This window comes from Nocardiopsis oceani, from assembly GCF_054777395.1.
In genome coordinates this window covers 38,133-58,915 of record NZ_BAAHAR010000045.1, presented here as the reverse complement: position 1 = coordinate 58,915, position 20,783 = coordinate 38,133, and the positions used below count along the sequence as shown (strand labels likewise).

The 20,783-nt window shown below is 69.6% G+C and carries 13 protein-coding genes, 1 pseudogene and 1 riboswitch; of the genes and pseudogenes, 6 read left to right on the top strand and 8 right to left on the bottom strand.

Features of this window, described 5'->3' with window-relative positions; all coding sequences use genetic code 11:
- Positions 1–2: 2 nt before the first annotated feature.
- The 8 genes and pseudogenes from ACYVDG_RS25030 to ACYVDG_RS24995 form a co-directional block, all read right to left on the bottom strand.
- Complete coding sequence (locus ACYVDG_RS25030) at positions 3–470, bottom strand: hypothetical protein (RefSeq protein WP_460758487.1); 468 nt, start codon at positions 468–470, stop codon at positions 3–5.
- 36 nt (positions 471–506) lie between these two features.
- Positions 507–851 (bottom strand): annotated as a pseudogene (locus ACYVDG_RS25025) (class I tRNA ligase family protein); the annotation flags it as partial.
- Positions 769–1,752 (bottom strand): class I tRNA ligase family protein, encoded by a 984-nt coding sequence (locus ACYVDG_RS25020; protein ID WP_460758442.1) that lies wholly within the window; start codon positions 1,750–1,752, stop codon positions 769–771. The gene ACYVDG_RS25020 and the pseudogene ACYVDG_RS25025, both read right to left, overlap by 83 nt.
- Before the next feature lie 71 nt (positions 1,753–1,823).
- Positions 1,824–2,633 carry a thioesterase family protein gene (locus ACYVDG_RS25015; protein WP_460758440.1) on the bottom strand — a complete coding sequence of 270 codons (810 nt, stop codon included), beginning with the start codon at positions 2,631–2,633 and terminating at the stop codon, positions 1,824–1,826.
- A 192-nt stretch (positions 2,634–2,825) separates the two neighbouring features.
- Positions 2,826–4,946 (bottom strand): 1,4-alpha-glucan branching protein GlgB, encoded by a 2,121-nt coding sequence (gene glgB, locus ACYVDG_RS25010; protein ID WP_460758484.1) that lies wholly within the window; start codon positions 4,944–4,946, stop codon positions 2,826–2,828.
- A 388-nt stretch (positions 4,947–5,334) separates the two neighbouring features.
- The gene (locus ACYVDG_RS25005) at positions 5,335–6,768 is read right to left on the bottom strand and encodes a maltokinase N-terminal cap-like domain-containing protein (RefSeq protein ID WP_460758437.1); all 1,434 of its coding nucleotides are present in this window, start codon (positions 6,766–6,768) and stop codon (positions 5,335–5,337) included.
- Position 6,769: 1 nt separating this feature from the next.
- Positions 6,770–8,713, bottom strand: a complete 1,944-nt coding sequence (gene treS / locus ACYVDG_RS25000) for a maltose alpha-D-glucosyltransferase (protein ID WP_460758434.1) — start codon at positions 8,711–8,713, stop codon at positions 6,770–6,772.
- 97 nt (positions 8,714–8,810) lie between these two features.
- Positions 8,811–10,778 (bottom strand): alpha-1,4-glucan--maltose-1-phosphate maltosyltransferase, encoded by a 1,968-nt coding sequence (locus ACYVDG_RS24995; protein WP_460758432.1) that lies wholly within the window; start codon positions 10,776–10,778, stop codon positions 8,811–8,813.
- 776 nt (positions 10,779–11,554) lie between these two features.
- On the opposite strand from ACYVDG_RS24995, the gene ACYVDG_RS24990 reads away from it, so the two are divergent.
- The 6 genes from ACYVDG_RS24990 to ACYVDG_RS24965 all read left to right on the top strand — a co-directional run bounded on the left by ACYVDG_RS24990 (position 11,555) and on the right by ACYVDG_RS24965 (position 20,767).
- On the top strand, positions 11,555–13,711 hold the full coding sequence (locus ACYVDG_RS24990; RefSeq protein ID WP_460758429.1) for a transglycosylase domain-containing protein: 2,157 nt from the start codon (positions 11,555–11,557) through the stop codon (positions 13,709–13,711).
- A 147-nt stretch (positions 13,712–13,858) separates the two neighbouring features.
- Positions 13,859–13,966: riboswitch (TPP riboswitch) on the top strand.
- A gap of 83 nt (positions 13,967–14,049) precedes the next feature.
- Positions 14,050–14,703, top strand: coding sequence for an ECF transporter S component (locus ACYVDG_RS24985; protein ID WP_460758426.1), 654 nt, complete (start codon positions 14,050–14,052; stop codon positions 14,701–14,703).
- Between the two features lie 3 nt (positions 14,704–14,706).
- A complete protein-coding gene (locus ACYVDG_RS24980) occupies positions 14,707–16,284 on the top strand; it encodes an ABC transporter ATP-binding protein (RefSeq protein WP_460758423.1) in 1,578 nt (525 codons plus the stop codon).
- Complete coding sequence (locus ACYVDG_RS24975; protein ID WP_460758420.1) at positions 16,281–17,084, top strand: energy-coupling factor transporter transmembrane component T family protein; 804 nt, start codon at positions 16,281–16,283, stop codon at positions 17,082–17,084. Before ACYVDG_RS24980 ends, ACYVDG_RS24975 begins: the two co-directional genes overlap by 4 nt.
- A 45-nt stretch (positions 17,085–17,129) precedes the next feature.
- Positions 17,130–17,930 carry an enoyl-CoA hydratase/isomerase family protein gene (locus tag ACYVDG_RS24970; RefSeq protein WP_460758417.1) on the top strand — a complete coding sequence of 267 codons (801 nt, stop codon included), beginning with the start codon at positions 17,130–17,132 and terminating at the stop codon, positions 17,928–17,930.
- A gap of 398 nt (positions 17,931–18,328) precedes the next feature.
- Entirely contained in the window at positions 18,329–20,767 is a 2,439-nt protein-coding gene (locus tag ACYVDG_RS24965) for a protein kinase domain-containing protein (protein ID WP_460758413.1), read from the top strand.
- Positions 20,768–20,783 lie beyond the last annotated feature (16 nt).

The following is a 20,783-nucleotide window of genomic DNA, read 5'->3' as shown; positions in this document are numbered from 1 at the left end:
GTTCAGGCCTTCTGCTGGGCGGGTCCGAGTTTACGGACGGCCGGGATCGGTGCTGGGAGACGGTCGTCCCCGGAGCCCTCGCTTTCGCTGCCGTCTCCGTTGACCTGGGCGGTCAGGCGTGCGGAGGCGTCGGGGACGAAGGGCTCCAACAGCCGGGCCAGCGTCCGGCAGGTCGCGACCAGTTCGGCCAGGACACCGTCCAGGACCTCCGGGCCCGCTCCCTCCTTCCGCTCGGCGCGGGCGAGGGTCCACGGGGCCCGCTCCTCCACGTACCGGTTTCCCTCGTCGGCGAGCTCGACGACAGCGCCGGTCGCCGCTCGCAGGTCGAAGGCGTGCAGGGCCGCGGCCAGCCGCTGTTCGGCCCGGGCCCGGGCCGGTGCTTGGATGCCACCTCCTTGTGGCGCGGATGGCACCGCTCCGGAACGGTAGCGGTGCACCATGGCGACGGTCCGGTTCACCAGGTTGCCGATGTTGTCGGCCAGGTCCTCGTCGTGCCGGGTGACCAGGCGGGGTTCGGTGTAGTCGGTGTCGCCGGAGCGTCCCACGTCGCGCAGCAGCCACCAGCGCAGCGCGTCGGTGCCGAACCGGTCGGCGATCTCTGCGGGGTCTGCCGCGTTGCCAGCGGACTTGCTGATCTTCTCCCCGCCGGCGGTCAGGTACTCGTGTACGAGGACGGTGCTGGGCGGCCGGATCCCGGCGGACAGCAGCATCGCGGGCCAGTACACGGCGTGGAACCGGAGGATCCCCTTGCCGATGACGTGCACGCGCTCATCGGCGCCGGTCCACCAGTGGTCGAAACCGGCGGGGTCGGTGCCGTACCCCGGGCCGGTGATGTAGTTGGCGAGTGCGTCGTACCAGACGTAGACGACCTGCCCCGGGTCGCCGGGTACCGGGATGCCCCAGCCAGCGCGCCAGGTCGGTGCTGCGGGAGACGGTGAAGTCCTCCAGCCCCGACTCGATGAAGGCGAGCACCTCCCGCCTGCGGAAGTCTGGTTCGACGAGCAGCTCACCGGAGCTGACGAGCGCGTGCAGCCGCTCCTGGTACCTGCTGAGCCGGAAGAACCAGTTCTCCTCGGACACCTCCTCGGGGGCGGTGCGGTGCTCCGGACACAGCCCGTCGTGCAGCTCGGCGGGCGAGTAGAACTGTTCGCACCCGGTGCAGTACCGGCCCGTGTAGCTCCGGAGGTAGAGGTCGCCGCGCTCGGCACAGGTCTTCCAGAGCTGTTCGACGCCGGGCCGGTGGCGCGGGTCGAAGGCGGTGCGGACCGAGTCGTCGAACGACAGGCTCAGCGGCCCGGCGAGGTCGAGGAAGCGACGGGAGACCCGGTCGACGTATTCGGGGGTGCTGACCCCTTCGGCGCGTGCGCTGAGCACGTTCTTGAGGGCGTTGTCGTCGCTGCCGGTCTGGGCGCGGACCTCGTCCCCGCGCTGCCGCCGGTGCCGGGCGAGGGCGTCGGCCTGGACCAGTTCCAGGGCGTGGCCGATGTGCGGGGCGCCGTTGACGTACGGAATGGCGGTGGTGACGTAGTAGCGGCTGATGGGCGGGCCTCTCCGGCCCCGCCGGGCCACCTGCCTGGGAAGACCCTTTGGGGCCTTCCGCGGACAGGGGTTCAGCGCACGCAGTGAAGGCCGGATGACATCATCATCCGGCTCATCATGGCGACGGTGCGCGACTGCTGCATAGCCGCACTCTAACCCGTTCGGGTCATGGTGTGGGGATCTTTTTCCCCCTTGCCCTGGAGTCCATGACATCGATGAGGCGCTGCTCGGCGTCCGGTCCTGCGCAACCCTGCCCGGTCAGCGGGCTTGCTGGCCGCCCGGCATCAGCCGCTCGTCGGCGCCGGGCGGACGGTGAGGATCTGCTGGGCCGTGCCGACCGGCCCGGTCACATCGTGCAGAACGGAGTCGGTCAGCCCTTGCCCGTTGGCACCGAACGTGACAGTGGTGTCCAGGCCGGTCCAGCCGCCCTCGGGCTGGCGGTACAGGTGGACGGTCAGATCCAGGTTGGGGAACATCCACTCGGTGGGCGACTCGCGCACGGCGATGCCGTTGGCAGTGTCCACGTACCTGATGAAGGCGGCCGCCGGACCGGTGGTCTCCCCGGCGACCAGGTCGAGCGGACTGCGGATCCAGGCGCTGGCACGGCCCGGCCGGGGTTCCCCGAGCGGGCGCACTTCGAGGGAGTCGATGTAGCCGCCCGGCCACACCAGGCCCATCTCCCACGGGGAGAGCTCTTCGGGAGGGGTGAGGGGTGCCGGTGCGCCGCCCGCCACCGCGCCGGTGTCCCAGGTGGCGAGGTACCAGGCACGGGCACGTACCGCCGTGCGGCCCGCGATGAGCACGGTGGCCTCGACCAATTGGATGGTGCGGCCCGGCCGGACCGTCTCCACCCGGACCTCGCACTCCTCCATGCCCAGCCGCCCCAGGATGTCGAAGCTGATCCGGCCGAGCACCATGCCGGGGTTCTTCTCCGAGGCCGCATGGCGCTCGATGGCGTGCGTGATCAGACCGCCCAACGGGCTGAAGTGCTGCTCGTCGGGGGCCCACGCGCCGCCGGTGTGCACGGTGGGCTTGAAGCGGTGCTCGTCGATGCGCTCGTAGTAGCAGTCGCGGGCGCTGGTGTCGGTGTCCACGTCGGTGCTCCTCCCAGAGTGAGAGCCACAGGCTAACGAGTGCGGCGGGGCGGACGGCGCACGCCCCCGACGGTCCGCACCCGCAGCCCGCGGACACGGTGTGTCCGGGATGAAGCGGACGAACAGCCCGCGGGCCCCGGAGACAGGAGCTCCAGGGGCCCGCTTGACGACGGTCCTACTTCCACAAGGCGGCTATCGCTGCGGTTCGAACCAGACCGCACCGAGCGGGGGCAGGGTGATCTCCGCCGAGTACGGCTGGCCGTGCCACTCCGACTCCTCCGCCTTGACAACGGAGGGCGCCTCGTACCCTGAACCGCCGAAGCGCGGCTCATCCGAGTTGAGCACCGCCGTCCACCGGCCCTCGTACGGCAGGCCGATGCGCCAGCCCGGCCTCGGCACCGGGGAGAAGTTCACCGCGCAGGCGAGCACCGAACCGTCCTCCCCGTGCCGCAGGTAGCTCAGGGTGTTGCCCTGGTAGTCACCGCCGTCCAGCCAGCGGAAACCGGCGGGATCGGTGTCCAAGGACCACAGCGCCTGGCGCGGCCGGTAGCTGTCGTTGAGCGCCTTGACGAGCCGCTGCGTTCCGGCGTGGTGGTCGAACTGCAGCAGCCACCACGGCACCCCGGCCTCGTGCGACCACTCGTCGCCCTGCGCGATCTCCGCGCCCATGAACAGCAGCTGCTTCCCCGGATGCGACCACATGAACGACAGCAGCGCCCGCAGGGTCGCCGCGCGCTGCCACTCGTCACCCGGCGGCTTGTTGAACAGCGCCCCCTTGCCGTGCACCACCTCGTCGTGGGACAGCGGAAGCACGTAGTTCTCGCTGTACGCGTAGACCATCGAGAACGTGATGTCGTTGTGGTGGTACTCGCGGTGGACCGGCTCCTTCTTCACGTACTCCAGGGAGTCGTGCATCCACCCCATGTTCCACTTGAGCCCGAAACCGAGCCCGCCCAGGTCGACGGGTGTGGTCACACCCGTGTACGCCGTGGACTCCTCGGCGATCATCGCCACGTTCGGGTTGCGGCGGTACACCGTGGTGTTGAGCTCCTTGAGGAAGTCGATCGCCTCCAGGTTCTCCCGGCCGCCGAACATGTTCGGCTCCCACTGCCCCGAGTCCCTCGAGTAGTCGAGGTAGATCATCGAAGCGACGGCGTCCACCCGGAGACCGTCGATGTGGAACTCCTCGAACCAGTACAGGGCGTTGGCGACCAGGAAGTTCCGCACCTCGGTGCGCCCGTAGTTGAAGATGAGCGTCCCCCAGTCCGGGTGCTCACCTCGGCGGGGGTCCGGGTGCTCGTACAGCGCGGTGCCGTCGAACCGGGCCAGGGCCCACTCGTCCTTCGGGAAGTGCGCCGGGACCCAGTCGAGGAACACTCCGATCCCGGCCCGGTGCAGCGCGTCCACCAGGTACCGGAACTCGTCCGGGGTGCCGAACCGCGGCGTGGGCGCGTAGTAGGACGTGACCTGGTAACCCCAGGAACCGTCGAAGGGGTGGCCGGCCACCGGCAGGAGCTCCACGTGCGTGAAGCCCATGTCGCTGACGTACTCCACCAGCTGCTCGGACAGCTCCCGGTAACTCAGGCCGGGCCGCCAGGAACCCAGGTGCACCTCGTACACGCTCATCGGTGCGCGGTGCGGCTCCGTGCCCTTGCGCTCGGCCATCCACTCCTCGTCCGACCACACGTGCTCGGACACGGTGACCACCGACGCCGTGGCCGGGGGCACCTGGGTGCGCCGCGCCATCGGGTCGGCCTTGTCCCGCCAGCGCCCGTCGGCGCCGAGGATCTGGAACTTGTACAGGTCGCCGTCGCCCAGGCCGGGCACGAACAGCTCCCACACTCCGCTGGAACCGAGGCTGCGCATCGGGTGCGCGGTCCCGCTCCAGAAGTTGAAGTCGCCGACCACCCGTACCCCGCGCGCGTCCGGTGCCCAGACGGTGAAGCCCGTACCCGAAACCTCCCCCATGGGGCTGTCGGCCGCGGACACGTGGGCGCCGAGGACACGCCACAGCTCCTCATGGCGGCCCTCTCCGATGAGGTGCAGGTCCAGCTCGCCCAGGGTGGGTGCGGCCCGGTAGGCGTCGGCCCCGGCCAGCTCGGGGCCGTCCTCCTCGTAGCGGACCGCGATCCGGTAGTCGTCGGCCTTCTTCGCGAGCCGGGCGGCGAACACACCCCGGTGGCGGTGGGGGAGTGCGACCCGGCTGCCGTCCGGAAGTACAGCGTGTACCTCGATGGCACCGGGGCGGAGGACGCGCAGGTCGCGGCCGTGCAGGCCGAGGACGGAGTGCGGGTCGTGGTGCCAGCCGTCCACTACCCGGTCGAGCTCGGCGGTCAGTTCGGTGGAGAGCCGGGCCGTGGCCCTGGTGCGTTTCGCAGCGGGCTTCGCCGTTGACTTGGCGGCGGCCTGCCCCTTGGCCTTCTTCGCGGGCGCCTTCTTCGCGGGTGCCTTCTGCTTCGCCTGCTCCGCGGGCGCCTTCTTGGTGGCGGTCTTCTCCCGCACCGGCTTCTCCGCCGCTGGTTTCGCGGTCGCTTCGGCGCTCGCCGCTTCGGTTTGCGCGGATGTGTCGCTCTGACGCGGTGACAATGTGACTCCGTGATGGATTGTGGTGGTCGGGTGGCGGGGAGAGCGGTGCGGCGGCTGGAAGCGCGGGCGACAGGTACGGGCGGCCGCCGTGCGCGAACGGCGGCCGCCGGGTGACTCAGCCGGGTGCGGGCGGGACGGTGCCTGAAGAAACCGCTGCGCCCGATGAAACTGCCGGGCCCGCTGAGGTCCCTGTGGCGGCTGTGGCGATGGACTCCAGCGGCACGCGCAGCCAGTCCGGCCGGTTGCGGGCCTCGTACAGGACCTCGTAGACGGCCTTGTCGAACTCGAAGGCCCGCAGCACGGTCAGGTGCTTCTCCGGATCGGCGCCGCCGCCGTCGGCGTAACCGCGGCAGAACGCCTCCCGGTTGCGCCGAGCCCAGGCCCGCGCGGCCCACGACAGCTCCGGATCCTCCGGCTCCCCGACCAGCAGGTAGCCGGCGGCGTAGTCGAAGGAGCGCAGCATCCCGGCCACGTCCCGCAGCGGGCTGGACAGGCGCTGGCGATCGCGTACCGGGACCGTGGGCTCGCCCTCGAAGTCGAGCAGTACCCACCCGGACTCGGGCCTGATGACCTGTCCCAGGTGGTAGTCGCCGTGTATGCGCTGGATCGGCAGCGGTTCGTCCACCCGGGCGAAGTCGGCGTAGGCCTCCATCACCCGGGGCGCGTGTTCGGCCAGTTCGGGGACTTCCGCACTGGCCATGGCAAGGCGTTCCACCATGGCATCTGCCAGTTCCGCCGCAGAGGCCGGCGACAGGACGTCGGTGGGCAGCGCACGGGCCAGCGAGCTGTGCACCTCGGCGGTGGTCCGGCCGAGCCGGGCGGCCTCCTCACTGAAATCGGCCTCCGCCCCGTCCAGCAGGGTGCGCACGTTCGCCGTGGCGAGGACCCACCCGTCCGTGGCGTCCGGGACGAAGGTCTGGAGGAGCGCCAAGGTGGTCGGGGCCGAGTGGCCGGACAGGTCGGCCTCGATCCACCCGCACGGGCGCGCCACGTACGGGGAGCCCGAAAGCGCCATGTTCAGTTCCAGGTCCGGGTTGCGGCCGGGCCAGAGCCTACGGAAGGTCTTGAGGACGTAGTCGCGCCCGTAGACCAACGAGGTGTTGGACTGCTCGCCGGTGAGCATCTTCCCGGGACCGCAGGGGGTGACGGTGGTGTCCGGCAGCGTGCGGAACCGCACCCGGCCGCGCCGCCCCGTGTCCTGCTGGGCGGTGAACCGTTCCAGCAGTAGCGCCGTGAGCTGCGGGTCGTGGGCGGCGTCGTACACCACCCGGGGCCGCCCGCCCGCCACCTGGCACACCCCGATGGCGTCGCGGGCCAGGTTCGGCGGCAGCGACCGGGGCGGCCGTGATCCGAGCAGTACTTGGTAGCGGGAGCTGAGGCCGCGCTGTCCGGCCTGGATGACGAGAACGTTCAGGTCGGGTCCGCCGGGACCGGCCGAGACCAAGGTGTACCTGCTCTCGATCCGGACCTGGCGGATCGGGATCCCCTTGCCGGAGAACCACCGCTGCCGGGGAAGCCAGACGGCCAAGAGTTCTTCGAGCTGCGACATGTCAGAGAGGCCTGTATCCCTTCTCGCCACCACCCCGGGACGGGGTGCCGGACGTCGTGGGTTCCGGGTGCCGGTGGCCGGTGTCGAAGGCGTCACGGGTACGGACCCCGGCTTCGGGCAGTCCGTAGGTGGGCAGTCCCTCATGGGCGCCGTGGCCCGCACGGCCGTCGGAACCCTGGGAGCGCTGTCCGGGTTCCTGCTCCGGCGGCAGCTGGAACCAGTAGAAGCCGTGCCCCGGCAGCGTGAGCAGGTACGGGAGTTCACCGATCTCCGGGAAGCGCACCCCGCCCACGCACTCCACCGGACTCACACCGGCGTAGCGGGCCAGGTCCAGCTCCACGGGCTGCGGGAACCTGGACAGGTTGTTGACGCACAGCATGCGGTCGTCGCCGTGTTCCCGGATAAACGCCAGCACGCTCGGGTTGGTCGCGTTGAGTTCGGCGAACGCGCCGGTACCGAACACGGGGTGGCGCTTGCGGATCTGGATCATCCGGCGCGTCCAGTTCAGCAGCGACCCCGGGTTGTCGCGCTGGGCCTCCACGTTGAGTGCCTGGTAGCCGTAGACGGGGTCCAGAATCAGCGGGAGGTACAGGCGGGCGGGGTCGCCGCGGGAGAACCCGGCGTTGCGGTCCGAGTTCCACTGCATGGGGGTGCGCACAGCGTCCCGGTCGCCCAGCCAGATGTTGTCGCCCATGCCGATCTCGTCGCCGTAGTAGAGGACCGGCGAGCCCGGGAGCGACAGCAGGAGCGCGTTGAAGAGCTCGATCTGGTTTCGGTCATTGTCCAGAAGGGGTGCGAGCCGCCGCCGAATCCCCACGTTCGCGCGCATACGTGGTTCCTTGGCGTACTCCGCGTACATGTAGTCGCGCTCCTCGTCGGTGACCATCTCCAAGGTCAGCTCGTCGTGGTTGCGCAGGAAGATCGCCCACTGGCAGTTGCGCGGGATCTCCGGTGTCTGGGCGAGGACCTCCGAGATCGGGAAGCGCTGCTCCTGCCGGACCGCCATGAACATGCGCGGCATCAGCGGGAAGTGGAAGTTCATGTGGCACTCGTCGCCGCCGGACTCGAAGTCGCCGAAGTAGTCGACGACCTCCGACGGCCACTGGTTGGCCTCGCTCAACAGCACCCGGTCCGGGTACAGGCGGTCCACCTCGGCACGGACCCGCTTGAGGAACTCGTGGGTCTCCTTGAGGTTCTCGCAGTTGGTGCCCTCGCGCTCGTACAGGTACGGCACGGCGTCCAGCCGGAATCCGTCGATGCCCAGGTCGAGCCAGTAGCGCAGGACCCCCAGGATCGCCTCCTGGACCGCGGGGTTCTCGAAGTTGAGGTCCGGCTGGTGGGAGAAGAACCGGTGCCAGTAGTACTGGCCGCGCACCTCGTCGTAGGACCAGTTGGAGGTCTCCGTATCGACGAAGATGATCCGCGCCTCCTCGTACCGGTCGTCGGTGTCCGACCAGACGTAGAAGTCGCCGTACGGTCCGTCCGGGTCCTCGCGGGAGGCCTTGAACCACGGGTGCTGGTCGCTCGTGTGGTTCATGACCAGGTCGGTGATGACGCGGATGCCGCGGCGGTGCGCCTCGTCCAGGAGCTCCACGAAGTCGGCGGTGTTGCCGAACTCCGGCAGGATCTTGAAGTAGTCCGAGATGTCGTATCCGCCGTCGCGCAGCGGTGACTCGTACATCGGCAGCAGCCAGACGCAGTCGATACCGAGCCACTGGAGGTAGTCCAGTTTCTGTACCAGCCCGGCGAGGTCGCCGGTGCCGTCGCCGTTGGAGTCGAAGAAGCCCCGGGCGAGTACCTCGTAGAAGACGGCGTGCTTGAACCAGTGGGGGTCACTGGTACCACCTGAGGACATGAGCGGGCCGGTGGCGGCCCCGGTGGCTGGGGCGAGCGGACCGTGTTCCGTGTGCTCCTGGGCACCGGGGCCGGGCTCGTCGTTGCTCATCTACTGCTCCCCACCAAGAATGTTCGACGTCGGATCAACAGGGCCTGGGGAGGGGCGGTGGCACGACGGCCGTGCGGTGCCCGCCCTTCCCGGTGCGTCATCTGCCGTTGACGGTGAACACGTGCGCGGGTCCGGTCGCCGGGTCGAGGCGGACGTAGTTGTCCGCCCGCCAGGTGTAGGTGCGGCCGGTCAGCTCGTCGGTCACCCTGAGGTCCTCCTCCCACGTGCGGCCGATGGACGGCAGATCGAGGTGCACCGTGGCCTCGCGGGCGTGGTGCGGGTCGAGGTTGACGACGGCGATCACGGCGTCGTCGGGCTCACCGGCGGCGCCGGGGCGGTACTTGGAGAAACAGAGCAGATCGGGCCGGTCCACGTGGTGGAAGCGCAGGTTGCGCAGCTCGCGCAGGGCCGGGTGGGCCCGGCGCAGCTCGTTCAGCCTGGTGATCAGCGGGGCGATGGTGTCGCCCGAGGCGTCGGCCGCCGCCCAGTCGCGGGGCTTGTACTCGAACTTCTCCGAGTTCAGGTACTCCTCGCTTCCCGGGGCGGCGGGGGTGTTCTCGCACAGCTCGAAGCCCGCGTAGATCCCCCAGGTGGGCGAGAGCAACGACGCGAGTACGGCGCGCGCCTCGAAGGCGGGCCGACCGCCCTCCTGGAGGTAGGCGTTGAGGATGTCCGGGGTGTTGGCGAAGAAGTTCGGGCGCAGGTAGTGGGCGGTTTCCCGGCTCAGCTCGGTGAGGTAGTCGGTGAGCTCGTCCTTGCCGTTGCGCCAGGTGAAGTAGGTGTACGACTGGTGGAAGCCGACCTTGGCGAGGGTGCGCATCATCGCGGGGCGGGTGAAGGCCTCGGCGAGGAAGAGCACGTCCGGGTCGCGCTTGGCGACGTCGGCGAGCAGCCGCTCCCAGAAGGCGACCGGTTTGGTGTGCGGGTTGTCGACGCGGAAGATCCGGACGCCGTGGTCGATCCAGTGCCGCACCACGCGCAGGCACTCGGCGTAGAGGCCCTCGAAGTCGTGGTCGAAGCAGAGCGGATAGATGTCCTGGTACTTCTTGGGCGGGTTCTCGGCGTAGGCGATGGAGCCGTCGGCCCGCTTGCTGAACCACTCGGGGTGCTGGGCCACCCAGGGGTGGTCGGGTGAGCACTGGAGCGCCAGATCGAGGGCGATCTCGAGGCCGTGCTCTTGCGCCTCGGTGACGAACGCGTCGAAGTCGGCGAGGGTGCCCAGGTCCGGGTGGACGGCGTCGTGGCCGCCGTCGGCCGAACCGATCGCCCACACGGACCCCGGATCTCCGTCCTGCGCTTGGAGGGTGTTGTTCCGGCCCTTGCGGTGGGCCTTCCCGACGGGGTGGATCGGGGGCAGGTAGACCACGTCGAAGCCCATGTCGGCGATGGCCGGGAGGCGTTTGGCGGCGGTCGCGAAGGTGCCGGAGACCTCCTGGCCGGGCACGGTGTCGACCTGTGCGCCCTCGGAGCGGGGGAAGAACTCGTACCAGGAGCCGAAGAGCGCCCGTTCGCGGTGGACGACGACCTTGGTGCGCTTGGACTTGGTCACGAGCTCGCGTAGCGGCCTGCGCTCCATCTCGGCGAGCACGTCGGCGGTGACGGCGGTCCCGAAGCGCTCCATCGGCGGCAGGGAGGTGTCGCGCAGCGTCTTCGCGGCCCTGGTGAGGGCGGGGACCCGGGGGGTGCGGCGGCCTGCCCGCGCCAGCAGGCGCGCGCCCTCCTCCAGCACGAGTTCGGTGTCGGTGTCCAGAGGGAGCTTCACGCGGGCGGCGCGGAGCCAGGTGGTGAGCGGGTCGGTCCAGGACTCGACGGAGAACGACCAGTTCCCCTCGGCGGGGAGGCTGATCTCGGCCTCGTAGCGGTCGGTCCCGGGTGCTTTCTCACGCATGGGGACGAGCGCCTGGCGACGGCCGTCGGGGGAGTGGACCACAACGCCGGCGGCGAGGGAGTCGTGGCCCTCCCGGATCACCGTCGCGCCCACGGTGAAGCGTTCTCCGGGAACGGCTTTCACCGGGCCCAGGTTGTTGTCTGGAGAGATTTCGAGGATGGGCAGGCGTCCGATCACTGGCTACACCGTAATTGTCGTATTTCGGGCGATATGAGGTGATGTGTGGATGGTGTTTTGATGGCGTGCTGATGGCGCACGGGTATCGAAGAGTGGAGATAACCGGAAGTTCATCTAGCGCAAGACGGAGTTAACGAAGTGCTGGATCAGAAACTGTCCGGATTGCCGCTTCGGTGCCCTCCGCTGTCTATCGTCTGCCCTCTAGTGGGGTTTGGCGGTGTGTTGGGGCCGGATTATTTATATGATCCTCATCACACTGGTCGTCAGCGCCAGGACCTGGTATTTGCCCGGTTTCGCCCTGTCAAACCTCGCAAAGCGGGCACGAGAAACCACCTGATTCAGGCGCCCCTGTGGTTGTTTTCCGGTTCTCCGTCATGACAAGTCAGAAAATTAATCCCGGATGTTGCCCCGGGCTTCGGGGTGGGTAGGGATGACCGAATGCACCCGGTGGTCGCGGGATCGTATTCCGGACATCCCCTTGCGTCCGGTGAGTCTCCTAAGAACCATTCGCCCCATCTTCGGTCGGCCTGCTCTGTGCTGCTCCCGGATTTGTTGGTCGACTCGTCTTGATGTCGAGGAAAAGGGTGGTCGTTTTCGTCTGATGTGCGAGTGATCACGCCACATGGTTGATCTGAGGGCTTTGCCGGGGATTGAGGAAGCTTTTCGGTGACACGCCCGTTATGGCGGACTTCCCTTTGCGCGGCCCTTGGGAAGGTGGTCGACGCAGTGTCCGTCCTGCCTGGCAGGCGGGCAGCACACGGCCGTAGGGGGGCGACGTGACGGAGTCGAACCAGGGTGGTCTGTTCACTGGGAAGGCACAGGAACTCCTCAGGAGTGACCTGCTGAAGGGGCGGGGCGGTACGCTCCTGCGCCTGTCGGGGTTGAGCGTGCTCGCCGGGCTCCTGACAGCCGCCCTGATCATGCCGTGGGCGGGCGGGCTCGGGGTGGTCTCCAGGGACGCGGCCGCCGGGTTCATGGACCTTCCCGGCGACCTCGACGTCCCCCACCCCTCGTCCCGGATCCTCCTCACCGACGACGCCGGAGAGCCCTTCGGCGAGGTCGCCGAACGGGAACGCGAGGTGGTCGGGCTCGACGACATCAGCCCGTGGGTGACCTCGGCCCTGATGGCGATCGAGGACGACCGCTTCTACGAGCACAGCGGCCTGGACCTGCGCGGTGTGACCCGCGCCGCGCTGCGCACTGCCCAGGGCGACCTGCAGGGCGGCTCGACCATCACCCAGCAGTACGTGAAGAACCTCCTCATCGAGAGCGCTGAGAACGAAGAGGAGCTGGAGGAGGCCAGTTCGCGGACCCTGAGCCGCAAGCTCGTCGAGCTGCGCTACGCCATCGACATCGAGGAGCGCCTCACCAAGGACGAGATCCTGGAGGGCTACCTGAACCTCTCCTACTTCGGCTCGGGCGCGCACGGCATCGAGGTCGCCGCCAAACGGTACTTCTCCGTGTCCGCGGCCGACCTGGACCCCGGGCAGGCCGCCCTGCTGGCCGGCTTGGTGCGCGGCCCCTCCTTCTACGACCCGCTCAACAACCCGGAGGAGGCGCTGGAACGCCGTGACCTGGTGCTGGACCGGATGGTCGCGACCGAGATGCTCGACGCCGACGAGGCCGCCGAGTACCAGGACGAGGACCTGGGTATCGACGCCACCTCGCGCGGGGGTAGCTGCGCCGAGAGCGACTACCCGTTCTTCTGCGACTACGTCATGCACTGGCTGCGGAGCTCGGACCTGCTCGGCGACACCGCCTCCGAGCGCGACCAGCGCATCTCCCAGGGCGGCTTCACCGTCCAGACCACGCTCGACCCCGACGCGCAGGACTCCGCGCAGGACGCCATCGACAACCGTGTCCCCTACGAGGACTCCACCAAATTCGCCGCGCAGGCGCTGGTCGAACCGGGCACCGGCCGCGTACGCGGCTTGGCGCAGAACTTGCGCCACGGTTTCGACGACGAGCAGGTCGGAAGCACCTCGATCAACCTCGCCGTCGACCAGGACGACGGCGGCTCCACCGGCTTCCAAGCGGGCTCGACCTTCAAGACGTACACGCTGGCCGCCGCCCTCGACCAGGGCCTCGGGTACGGCACCAGCTTCGACTCGCCGAAGAGCCTGTCGGTCAGCGGCATGTCCAACTGCGAGGGCGGCACGATGTCCTCGTGGAGTGTGCGCAACGCCGGCGAGAGCGACGAGGGCAGCCACAACATGATCAGCGCCACCAAGGGTTCGGTGAACACCTACTTCGCCCAGCTCCAGCGGCGCGTGGGCCTGTGCGCCACCGCGGAGATGGCCGAGAAGGCCGGTGTGCACCGGGCCGACGGCGAGGAGCTCGGGGTGTGGAGTTCCTTCACCCTCGGCGACCAGGAGGTGTCGCCGCTCAACGTGGCCGCCTCCCACGCCACCTTCGCCGCCCGGGGCGTGTACTGCGTGCCCCGCCCGGTGCGCGCCGTGAGCGACGACGGAACGGATGAGCGAGTCAGCACCGAGTCCGAGTGCGAGCAGACAGTGGAGGAGAGCGCCGCAGACGGCGTCAACCACCTGCTGCAACAGACCTTCGACGGCGGTACGGCCAACGGCCTGGGCCTCAGCCGTCCGGTCGCCGGAAAGACCGGGACCACCGACAACGCCGCCTACGCCTGGTTCGTCGGGTACACGCCCAACCTCTCGTCCGCGGTGGCCGTCGGCGACGTGCGCGGCGGCGAACAGAACCCGCTCCAAGGCGTGACCATCGGCGGCAGTTACTACGGGATCGTGTACGGCGGCACACTGCCCGGCCAGATCTGGCAGGAGACCATGCGCGGCGCCACCGCTCCGCTGCCGTCGGACGGCTTCGCGGGTTCGCCGGGGGCCTTCGGCGACCCGGACGCCGAGCCGCCCAAGTCCGACGACGACGATGACGACGACGATTCGGACTCAGACGCCTAGGCGACCCTGCTCCCGGCGCAATCCGACCCCCCACCGTCGAAGCGAAAACCGGGAGCGGGACCGCCGCTAGGGGGAACCTCCACACTGGGAAGTGAGGACTGTGGGTGGGAAATATCCCACGGCCCGCTTATGTGACGCATAATAGAGAGATACCGACAGGGGAGCGCGTGAGCGCTGAGAGTGCGGCACCCCGCCGCAGACCCTTACACACCTGATCTGGGTCATGCCAGCGAAGGAAGTCATAGGAACCCGTCACCGTGCACGTGCCCTCACATGCGCCCGTTGACGCTCTTGGCTGCATGGGCCCTCGTCACCCCCGACGAAGGGACATCACCGACATGAGTACAGACAACAACCCCGGCGCCGGGCCCGGCACCGGCGCTACGAGCGGATCCGAGCCAACCGGGTTCATCCAGGAGGTGCGCGCCAAGTTCCGGAGCTGGCGCACCGTCGACATCGTCGTGGCCGCCGTGATCGGTGTCGCCATCGGCGTCGTCTTCTGGCTGTGGAACCTCGTCTGGTCGGTCACGTACCCGCTGTTCGTGGCCTTCCCGCCCGGCCATGCCGTCATCTACGGCATGTGGCTCATCTCCGGCGTGCTCGGAGGCCTGATCATCCGTAAGCCCGGTGCGGCTCTGCTCACCTCGATCGCTGCTGCCTCCGTGTCGGCGATCCTGGGCACGCAGTGGGGGATGCAGGTCATCCTGGCCGGCACCATGCAGGGCCTCCTGGCCGAGCTGGTCTTCCTCGCTTTCGCCTACAAGCGCTGGACCATGGGCGCGGCCGTGCTCGCGGCCGCGGTGTCCGCGCTCTCCCCAGCTGTGCGCAACAACATCGTTACCAACGTCACCTGGCCGCTCCACTACCAGCTGATCTTCGGAGTGATCGTGGTGATCAGCGCCGGTCTCATCGCCGGTGTGGGCGCGCGATTGCTCACCACAGCGCTCGCCAAGTCCGGCGCGCTCGCTCCCTTCCCGTCGGCCAAGGGCTGACCGATGGCCGAATCAAGCGCACGAGGAGCACGCGTCGAGCTCTCCGGCTGGGGGTGGAAGCACTCGGGCCGGGACACCTACGCGCTGCGCGGGGTGGACCTGACCGTCGAACCCGGCCAGCGCGTGCTGCTGCTCGGCGCCTCCGGCGCGGGCAAATCCACCCTTCTGCACTCCCTGGCCGGGCTCACCGGTGAGGACGGCGCCATCAGCGGCGACCACGAAGGTTCGCTGCTTGTGGACGGTCGCCCCGCACATCGGGGGCGGGGCGGGGTCGGGCTGGTCAGTCAGGACCCCGAGACCCAATTGGTGATGGCCCGCGCCGGAGACGACGTGGCGTTCGGGCTGGAGAACCTGGGCGTCGCCCCGGATCAGATCTGGCCCCGCGTGGAGCGGTCCCTGTCCGAGGTGGGCTTCCCCTACGGCCTCCGCCACTCCACCGGGGCGTTGTCCGGCGGAGAGAAACAGCGGTTGGTCATCGCGGGGGCGTTGGCCATGCGTCCGCGTCTCCTGTTGCTGGACGAGCCCACCGCCAACCTCGACCCCGTCGGCGCCGAGCTCGTTCGAGTGCTGCTGTCCCGGCTACTGGCCGAGACCGAGGCGACCCTCGTGCTGGTCGAGCACCGGGTCGCCGACGTCGTGGACCTGGTGGACCGGGTCGTGGTGGTGGAACCGGGCGGCGGGGTGATCGCTGACGGGGCACCGCGCACCGTGTTCGCCGAGCACGGTCGCTCCCTGGCCGACCAAGGTGTGTGGATCCCCGGGAACGAGCCCGCACCCGAAATCCCACCCGCACCTGGCGGGGCGCCCGTGGCCGAGACCGTGGACGTCGTGGCCCGCACACCCTTCCAAGTGGGTGTGCGGGCCACGCCCCGACGCACCGTGCTCGAGGAGGTGAACGTCGCCCTGGGGGCGGGTACCGCCACCGCCCTGACCGGACCCAACGGCGCGGGCAAGTCCACGCTCCTGACGATGCTGGCCGGTTTGGTCAAACCCCATCAGGGTCAGGTGTTGCCGCGCGGGCGGTTGGCGGACGCGGATCGGCGCCCGCTCGTTCGCTGGCCGGCGAGGAGGCTCGCCCGGCACGTGGGTACGGTCTTCCAGCACGCCGAGGACCAGTTCGTCACCACCACCGTCCACGAGGAACTCCGCTTCGCACCCCTGCGCGCCGGGATGGGCGAGGCCGAGACGGAACGCTGGGTGGGCGAGCTGATGGAACGCCTGCGACTGACCAAGCTCGCCGGAGTGCACCCGTACACGCTCTCCGGTGGCGAGAAACGGCGCCTGTCCGTGGCGACGGCGCTCAGCTCCGGCCCCGCGCACGCACCCGACATGCTGGTTCTGGACGAACCGACCTTCGGCCAGGACACCCGGACCTGGACGGAACTGGTGGAGTTGCTGGGGGTCTTGCGGACCGAAGGCCGGGCCGTGGTCATGGCCACGCACGACGGGCTGCTCCAACGCCATCTGACCGACGTGCGCGTGCGCGTGGCCGACGGTCGAGCCCGGCAGGAGCCAGCCCCTCCGGCGACCGTCACCGCCGCCCCCTCACTCGACGGACCGGACCGGGAGGCGGGCACATGACCGCTCAGAACACCGAACTGAAGACCGCGGGGACTGCGGGCGGGGACACCCTGACCCTGGACGTGCCCGAGGGCGGTGGCGCCCGCTACTGGCTCATGGGCCGGAACCCGGCCGCCAAACTGCTGGCCGCGATGTTGATCGGACTCGGACTGGTCCCGGCCGTGGACGCGGTCACGGGCGGCGTGGTTCTGTTCGCCGTCCTGCTGATCGTGCCGTTCAGCGGCGTCGACCGGCGCACCCTACTCGTCCTGTGCGGTCCCTTCCTCCTGATGGGGCTCACCACCGGGTCGGTCAACTACCTGTACGGGGAACACGGTCTGGAGGGAGCCGCGGGTGCGACAGTGCGCCTGCTCGCCATAGCCCTGCCCGGGCTGCTCGCGGCCATCAGCAGCGACCCCACGGAGATGTCCGACGGCCTGGTGCAGAAGCTCAGGGTGCCCGAGCGCCCCGCCATGGGGGTGCTCGCGGCGCTGCGGCTCATCCCGCTGCTCGCCGACCAGTGGCGGACCATCACGCTGGCCCGACGGGCCCGGGGCCTGGAGGCCGGGCGGAACCCGGTACGGATCCTCACGCTGTTCTTCGGAAGGCTGTTCGCTCTGCTGGTGCGCTCCATCCGGACCGGAACACTGCTGGCCACGGCGATGGACGCGCGCGCCTTCGGCACCGGAAGGCGCAGCCACGCCCGGCACAGCCGCTGGCGCACGGCCGACACGCTCCTGCTCGCGGGCGCCGCCGCTCTGCTGGTGACCGCCTACGCCGTCTCCGCGCAGCTGGGGACCCTGGTGCTGCTGTTCGGCTGACCCGGGTGATAGGTAACGGGGGACACTGATGTCGAAGCGAAGAAGGTGTACAACGTGGGCGAGTTCGTGCGTGTCGAGGCCGACCCGGAGAACCCGGCGGTGGCCGTCATCCGGCTGGACCGTCCCAAGGCGCTGAACGCGCTGAACGGCCAGGTCACCAAGGAGATCGCGGAGGCGGCGGCCACCGTGTCGGCGGACTCCGCCGTGCGCGCCGTCGTTCTCTACGGCGGTGAACGGGCGTTCGTGGCCGGGGCCGACATCAAGGAGATGGCCGACCTCACCCACGCCCAGATGCTGGAGTACTCGCGGGCGCTCCAGAACGCGCTGACCGCGGTCGCCCGTATCCCCAAGCCCGTCGTGGCGGCGATCAGCGGCTTCGCGCTGGGCGGCGGCTGCGAGCTGGCGCTGTGCGCGGACTTCCGGGTCGTGGGCACCAAGGCCAAGCTCGGCCAGCCCGAGATCCAGTTGGGCGTCATCCCCGGCGCGGGCGGCACCCAGCGCCTGCCGCGCCTGGTGGGCCCGGCCAAGGCCAAGGACCTGGTCTTCAGCGGCCGCCACGTGCGCTCCGACGAGGCCAAGGAGATCGGTCTCGCCGACGAGGTCGTGGCCGACGAAGAGGTCTACTCGGCCGCCGTCGCCCTGGTCGCCAAGTACGTGGACGGCCCGGCCGTCGCGCTGGGCGCCGCGAAGGAGGCGATCGACAGGGGTCTGGAGACCGACCTGGACACCGGTCTGGAGATCGAGCGCCTCCAGTTCTCCGGCCTCTTCGCCACCGAGGACCAGAAGACCGGCATGCGCAGCTTCATCGAGCAGGGACCCGGCAAAGCCGCCTTCAACGGCCGCTGAGGGGCTGTGCGAACAGTTCGGGGCGGGTAGTGTCGAGGCGTTCGCCTCGGCACGCCGCCCCGCTCTTCCCCTTCACTTTGTGTTTCCGCGCCGTCACCTGGATTTTTTGTCGAGTCAAGCGGTGATGCGGGACGCAGGGAAGACGTCCGGAATCGGCCAATGAGGGGGGCTGGCGGGGAACCGCTCACGCGGATTTTCCGTCATACTCGTCAATGGTCGTCCCAGCACGGACGGTCCGCCCGGAGCCCCCGGTGGTGCGCGCCGCCCCCACACTCTCCGGCGGAATCCAAGAGACCACACGGGCCCCTCAAGGGGCCGTACAAGCCAATGTTGACCCATCCCCCCGGCCGATAAACTGGACGCGGCGGTATGCGGTCTTGTGAGGGGATGAGTTCTCGATGGCAATGTCGGCAGGTTTCCCCACGGGTGAGGAGCTGCCGGAGCGCATCGGCCACTACGTGATCCGTCGTCGCATCGGTGCGGGCGGGATGGGCGTGGTGTACCAGGCCGAGGACCCCCGGACTGAGCGGTTCGTCGCGGTGAAGGTTCTCAAGCCCGAGGTCGCCGGCGACCATATCGCGCGCGCCCGGCTCGCCCGCGAGGTCGAGACGATGCGCCGTGTGCAGAGCCCCAACGTGGCCGAGGTCATCGACGCGGACACCCAGGCCGAGCTGCCCTGGGTGGTCACCGAGTACATTCCCGGGCCCACTCTGGACGCGACCGTCACCGACCACGGCCCCCTGCGCGGCCGCGCTCTGACCCGTTTCGTCGCCGGCATGGCCCGGGCGATCAAGGACATCCACGCGGTGGAGGTGATCCACCGCGACCTCAAGCCCGGCAACGTGATCATCTCCAACGGCGAGCCGATCGTCATCGACTTCGGTATCGCCCACGCCGTGGACGGCGCCAAGCTGACCCAGACCGGCACGTTCGTCGGTACGCCCAGCTACCTGTCCCCGGAGGTCATCGAGGGCACGGACCTGGGTTCGGCCACGGACGTGCACGCCTGGGGCGGCACCGTGGCCTTCGCGTCGACCGGACGGCCGCCGTACGGAGCGGGCTCGTTCGAGGTCATCTTCTTCCGGATCCTCAACGGCGAGATCGACATGGACGGGATGCACGAGGCGCTGCGCCCGCTCGTGAACCGCGCGGTCGCCCGGGACATGGCGCAGCGGCCCAGCGCCGCCGAACTGGTCGCCGAGACCAGCCGGCTCAACCTCGACCTGCCCTGGAGCGAGCCCGCCGCGACCAACCAGTCCACGGGGCTGACCGGAAACCACACGATGCAGGGCCCCGCTCCGGGGCACGGGCACGGGCACGGCGGCGCGGCGCCCGGTGGCCGCTCCTCGGGCCCGGGCGGTGCGGCCGCGGCCGGTGCGGCGGGTGCCGCCGCCGGAGGTGCCGCGGGCTACCTCGCAGGCCGGGCCAGTGAGGGCTGGGGGCCCGCGCACACCCGGGGCGGTCCCACCCCGTCCAGCACCGCGAGCGCGTGGGCCAGTCCCTCGTCCCCGCAGACCAGCCACGCCCGATCGGGCGGCTGGGGTACCGACGACGAGGCCACCGACGACCTCAGCGGCGGCCGCCCGGGCACCGGCTCGGCGTGGGGCACTGACGACGAGGCGACCGACGACCTCAGCGGCGGCCGGTCCACCGGATGGGGCACTGACGACGAGGCCACGGACGACCTCAGCGGCGGCCGGTCCACCGGATGGGGCAGTACCTCGTCCCCGCAGACCAGCCACGCCCGATCGGGCGGCTGGGGTTCCGACGACGAGGCCACCGACGACCTGAGCGGTGCTTACTCGGCCCCCGGCGGCTGGGGCGGCGATGACGAGGCAACCGATGACCTCGCCAACATGGCCGGTACCGAGCGCATCACCCCTGACTCCTCGGACGACCTGTACGACCCGCAGGGCACGCAGCGGATCCAGCCCGGCACGGACGACGTGCAGGGCACCCAGCGGATCAACCCGGCCGAGACCGGCCGCCACCAGCTCGAGGGCGAGCAGGAGGCCGCGCCGCAGACCCAGTTCTTCAACTCCCCGCTGGACCCGAAGGCCTTCCAGGACGTGCTGACCCCCGTCGGTCAGCAGGGCCACCGGCCGGAGAACACGCAGGAGTTCGACGAGGACGAATACGAGGAGCGCGGCGGCCTGCTCGGACGTTTCCGGCGCGGTGGCGGGGACCGGTTCGGCGACTACTTCCGCGGCGGCAGCGAGGCCAACGAGTACTACGACGAATACGACGACGAGTACTACGAAGAGTCCTGGCGGATGCATCCGCTGGTCCTCATCCCCATCATGATCTCGCTGGCCGGTGTGGCCCTGTGGTTCCCGTGGATCGGTATCGTCCTGGGCATCGTGGTCATCGCGGGCCTGGGCGCGCTGGACGTGGTCAAGGCCGAGCACGCACGGCGCCTCCAGACCCGGGGGCCCCGCCCCTCGGACAGCATGGTGGTGGCGCTCAGCTTCCCGTGGGCTTTCGGCCGCATGGCCGCGCGCACGATCGGTTTCGGCCTGATCTACCTGCTCGGCGGCATCCTGGTCGGGATGGTCTACGCGACGATCGTGGACGCGCCGGGCGAGGGCGCCAACTACACGGGTGCCTTCGCGGTGTTCGTGATGATCCTGCTGAGCTACATCATGCCGAGCGGACGTGAGGCACGTCACCAAGCGGTCTGGCTGGTGGAGCGGATCCGCTTCACCAACCTGTACATCTACGCGGGTGTGGTCATCGCCATCATCCTGCTGACCATGCTGATCCTGTCGACCGGGCTGACCTCGGCCCCGATCTGGACCACGGGCCCGTTCAGCGGGCCGTCGGACTGGATCGGCTGACCGGAGACGACCAAGG

Excerpts from the sequence above, each read along its gene's own strand:
- ACYVDG_RS25020 (WP_460758442.1), bottom strand. The coding sequence starts at position 1,752 with ATGTCATGGACTCCAGGGCAAGGGGGAAAAAGATCCCCACACCATGAC.
- ACYVDG_RS24965 (WP_460758413.1), top strand. The coding sequence starts at position 18,329 with ATGGCAATGTCGGCAGGTTTCCCCACGGGTGAGGAGCTGCCGGAGCGC.
- ACYVDG_RS25005 (WP_460758437.1), bottom strand. The coding sequence starts at position 6,768 with ATGTCGCAGCTCGAAGAACTCTTGGCCGTCTGGCTTCCCCGGCAGCGG.
- ACYVDG_RS24975 (WP_460758420.1), top strand. The coding sequence starts at position 16,281 with ATGACCGCTCAGAACACCGAACTGAAGACCGCGGGGACTGCGGGCGGG.
- ACYVDG_RS24985 (WP_460758426.1), top strand. The coding sequence starts at position 14,050 with ATGAGTACAGACAACAACCCCGGCGCCGGGCCCGGCACCGGCGCTACG.
- ACYVDG_RS24980 (WP_460758423.1), top strand. The coding sequence starts at position 14,707 with ATGGCCGAATCAAGCGCACGAGGAGCACGCGTCGAGCTCTCCGGCTGG.
- treS (WP_460758434.1), bottom strand. The coding sequence starts at position 8,713 with ATGAGCAACGACGAGCCCGGCCCCGGTGCCCAGGAGCACACGGAACAC.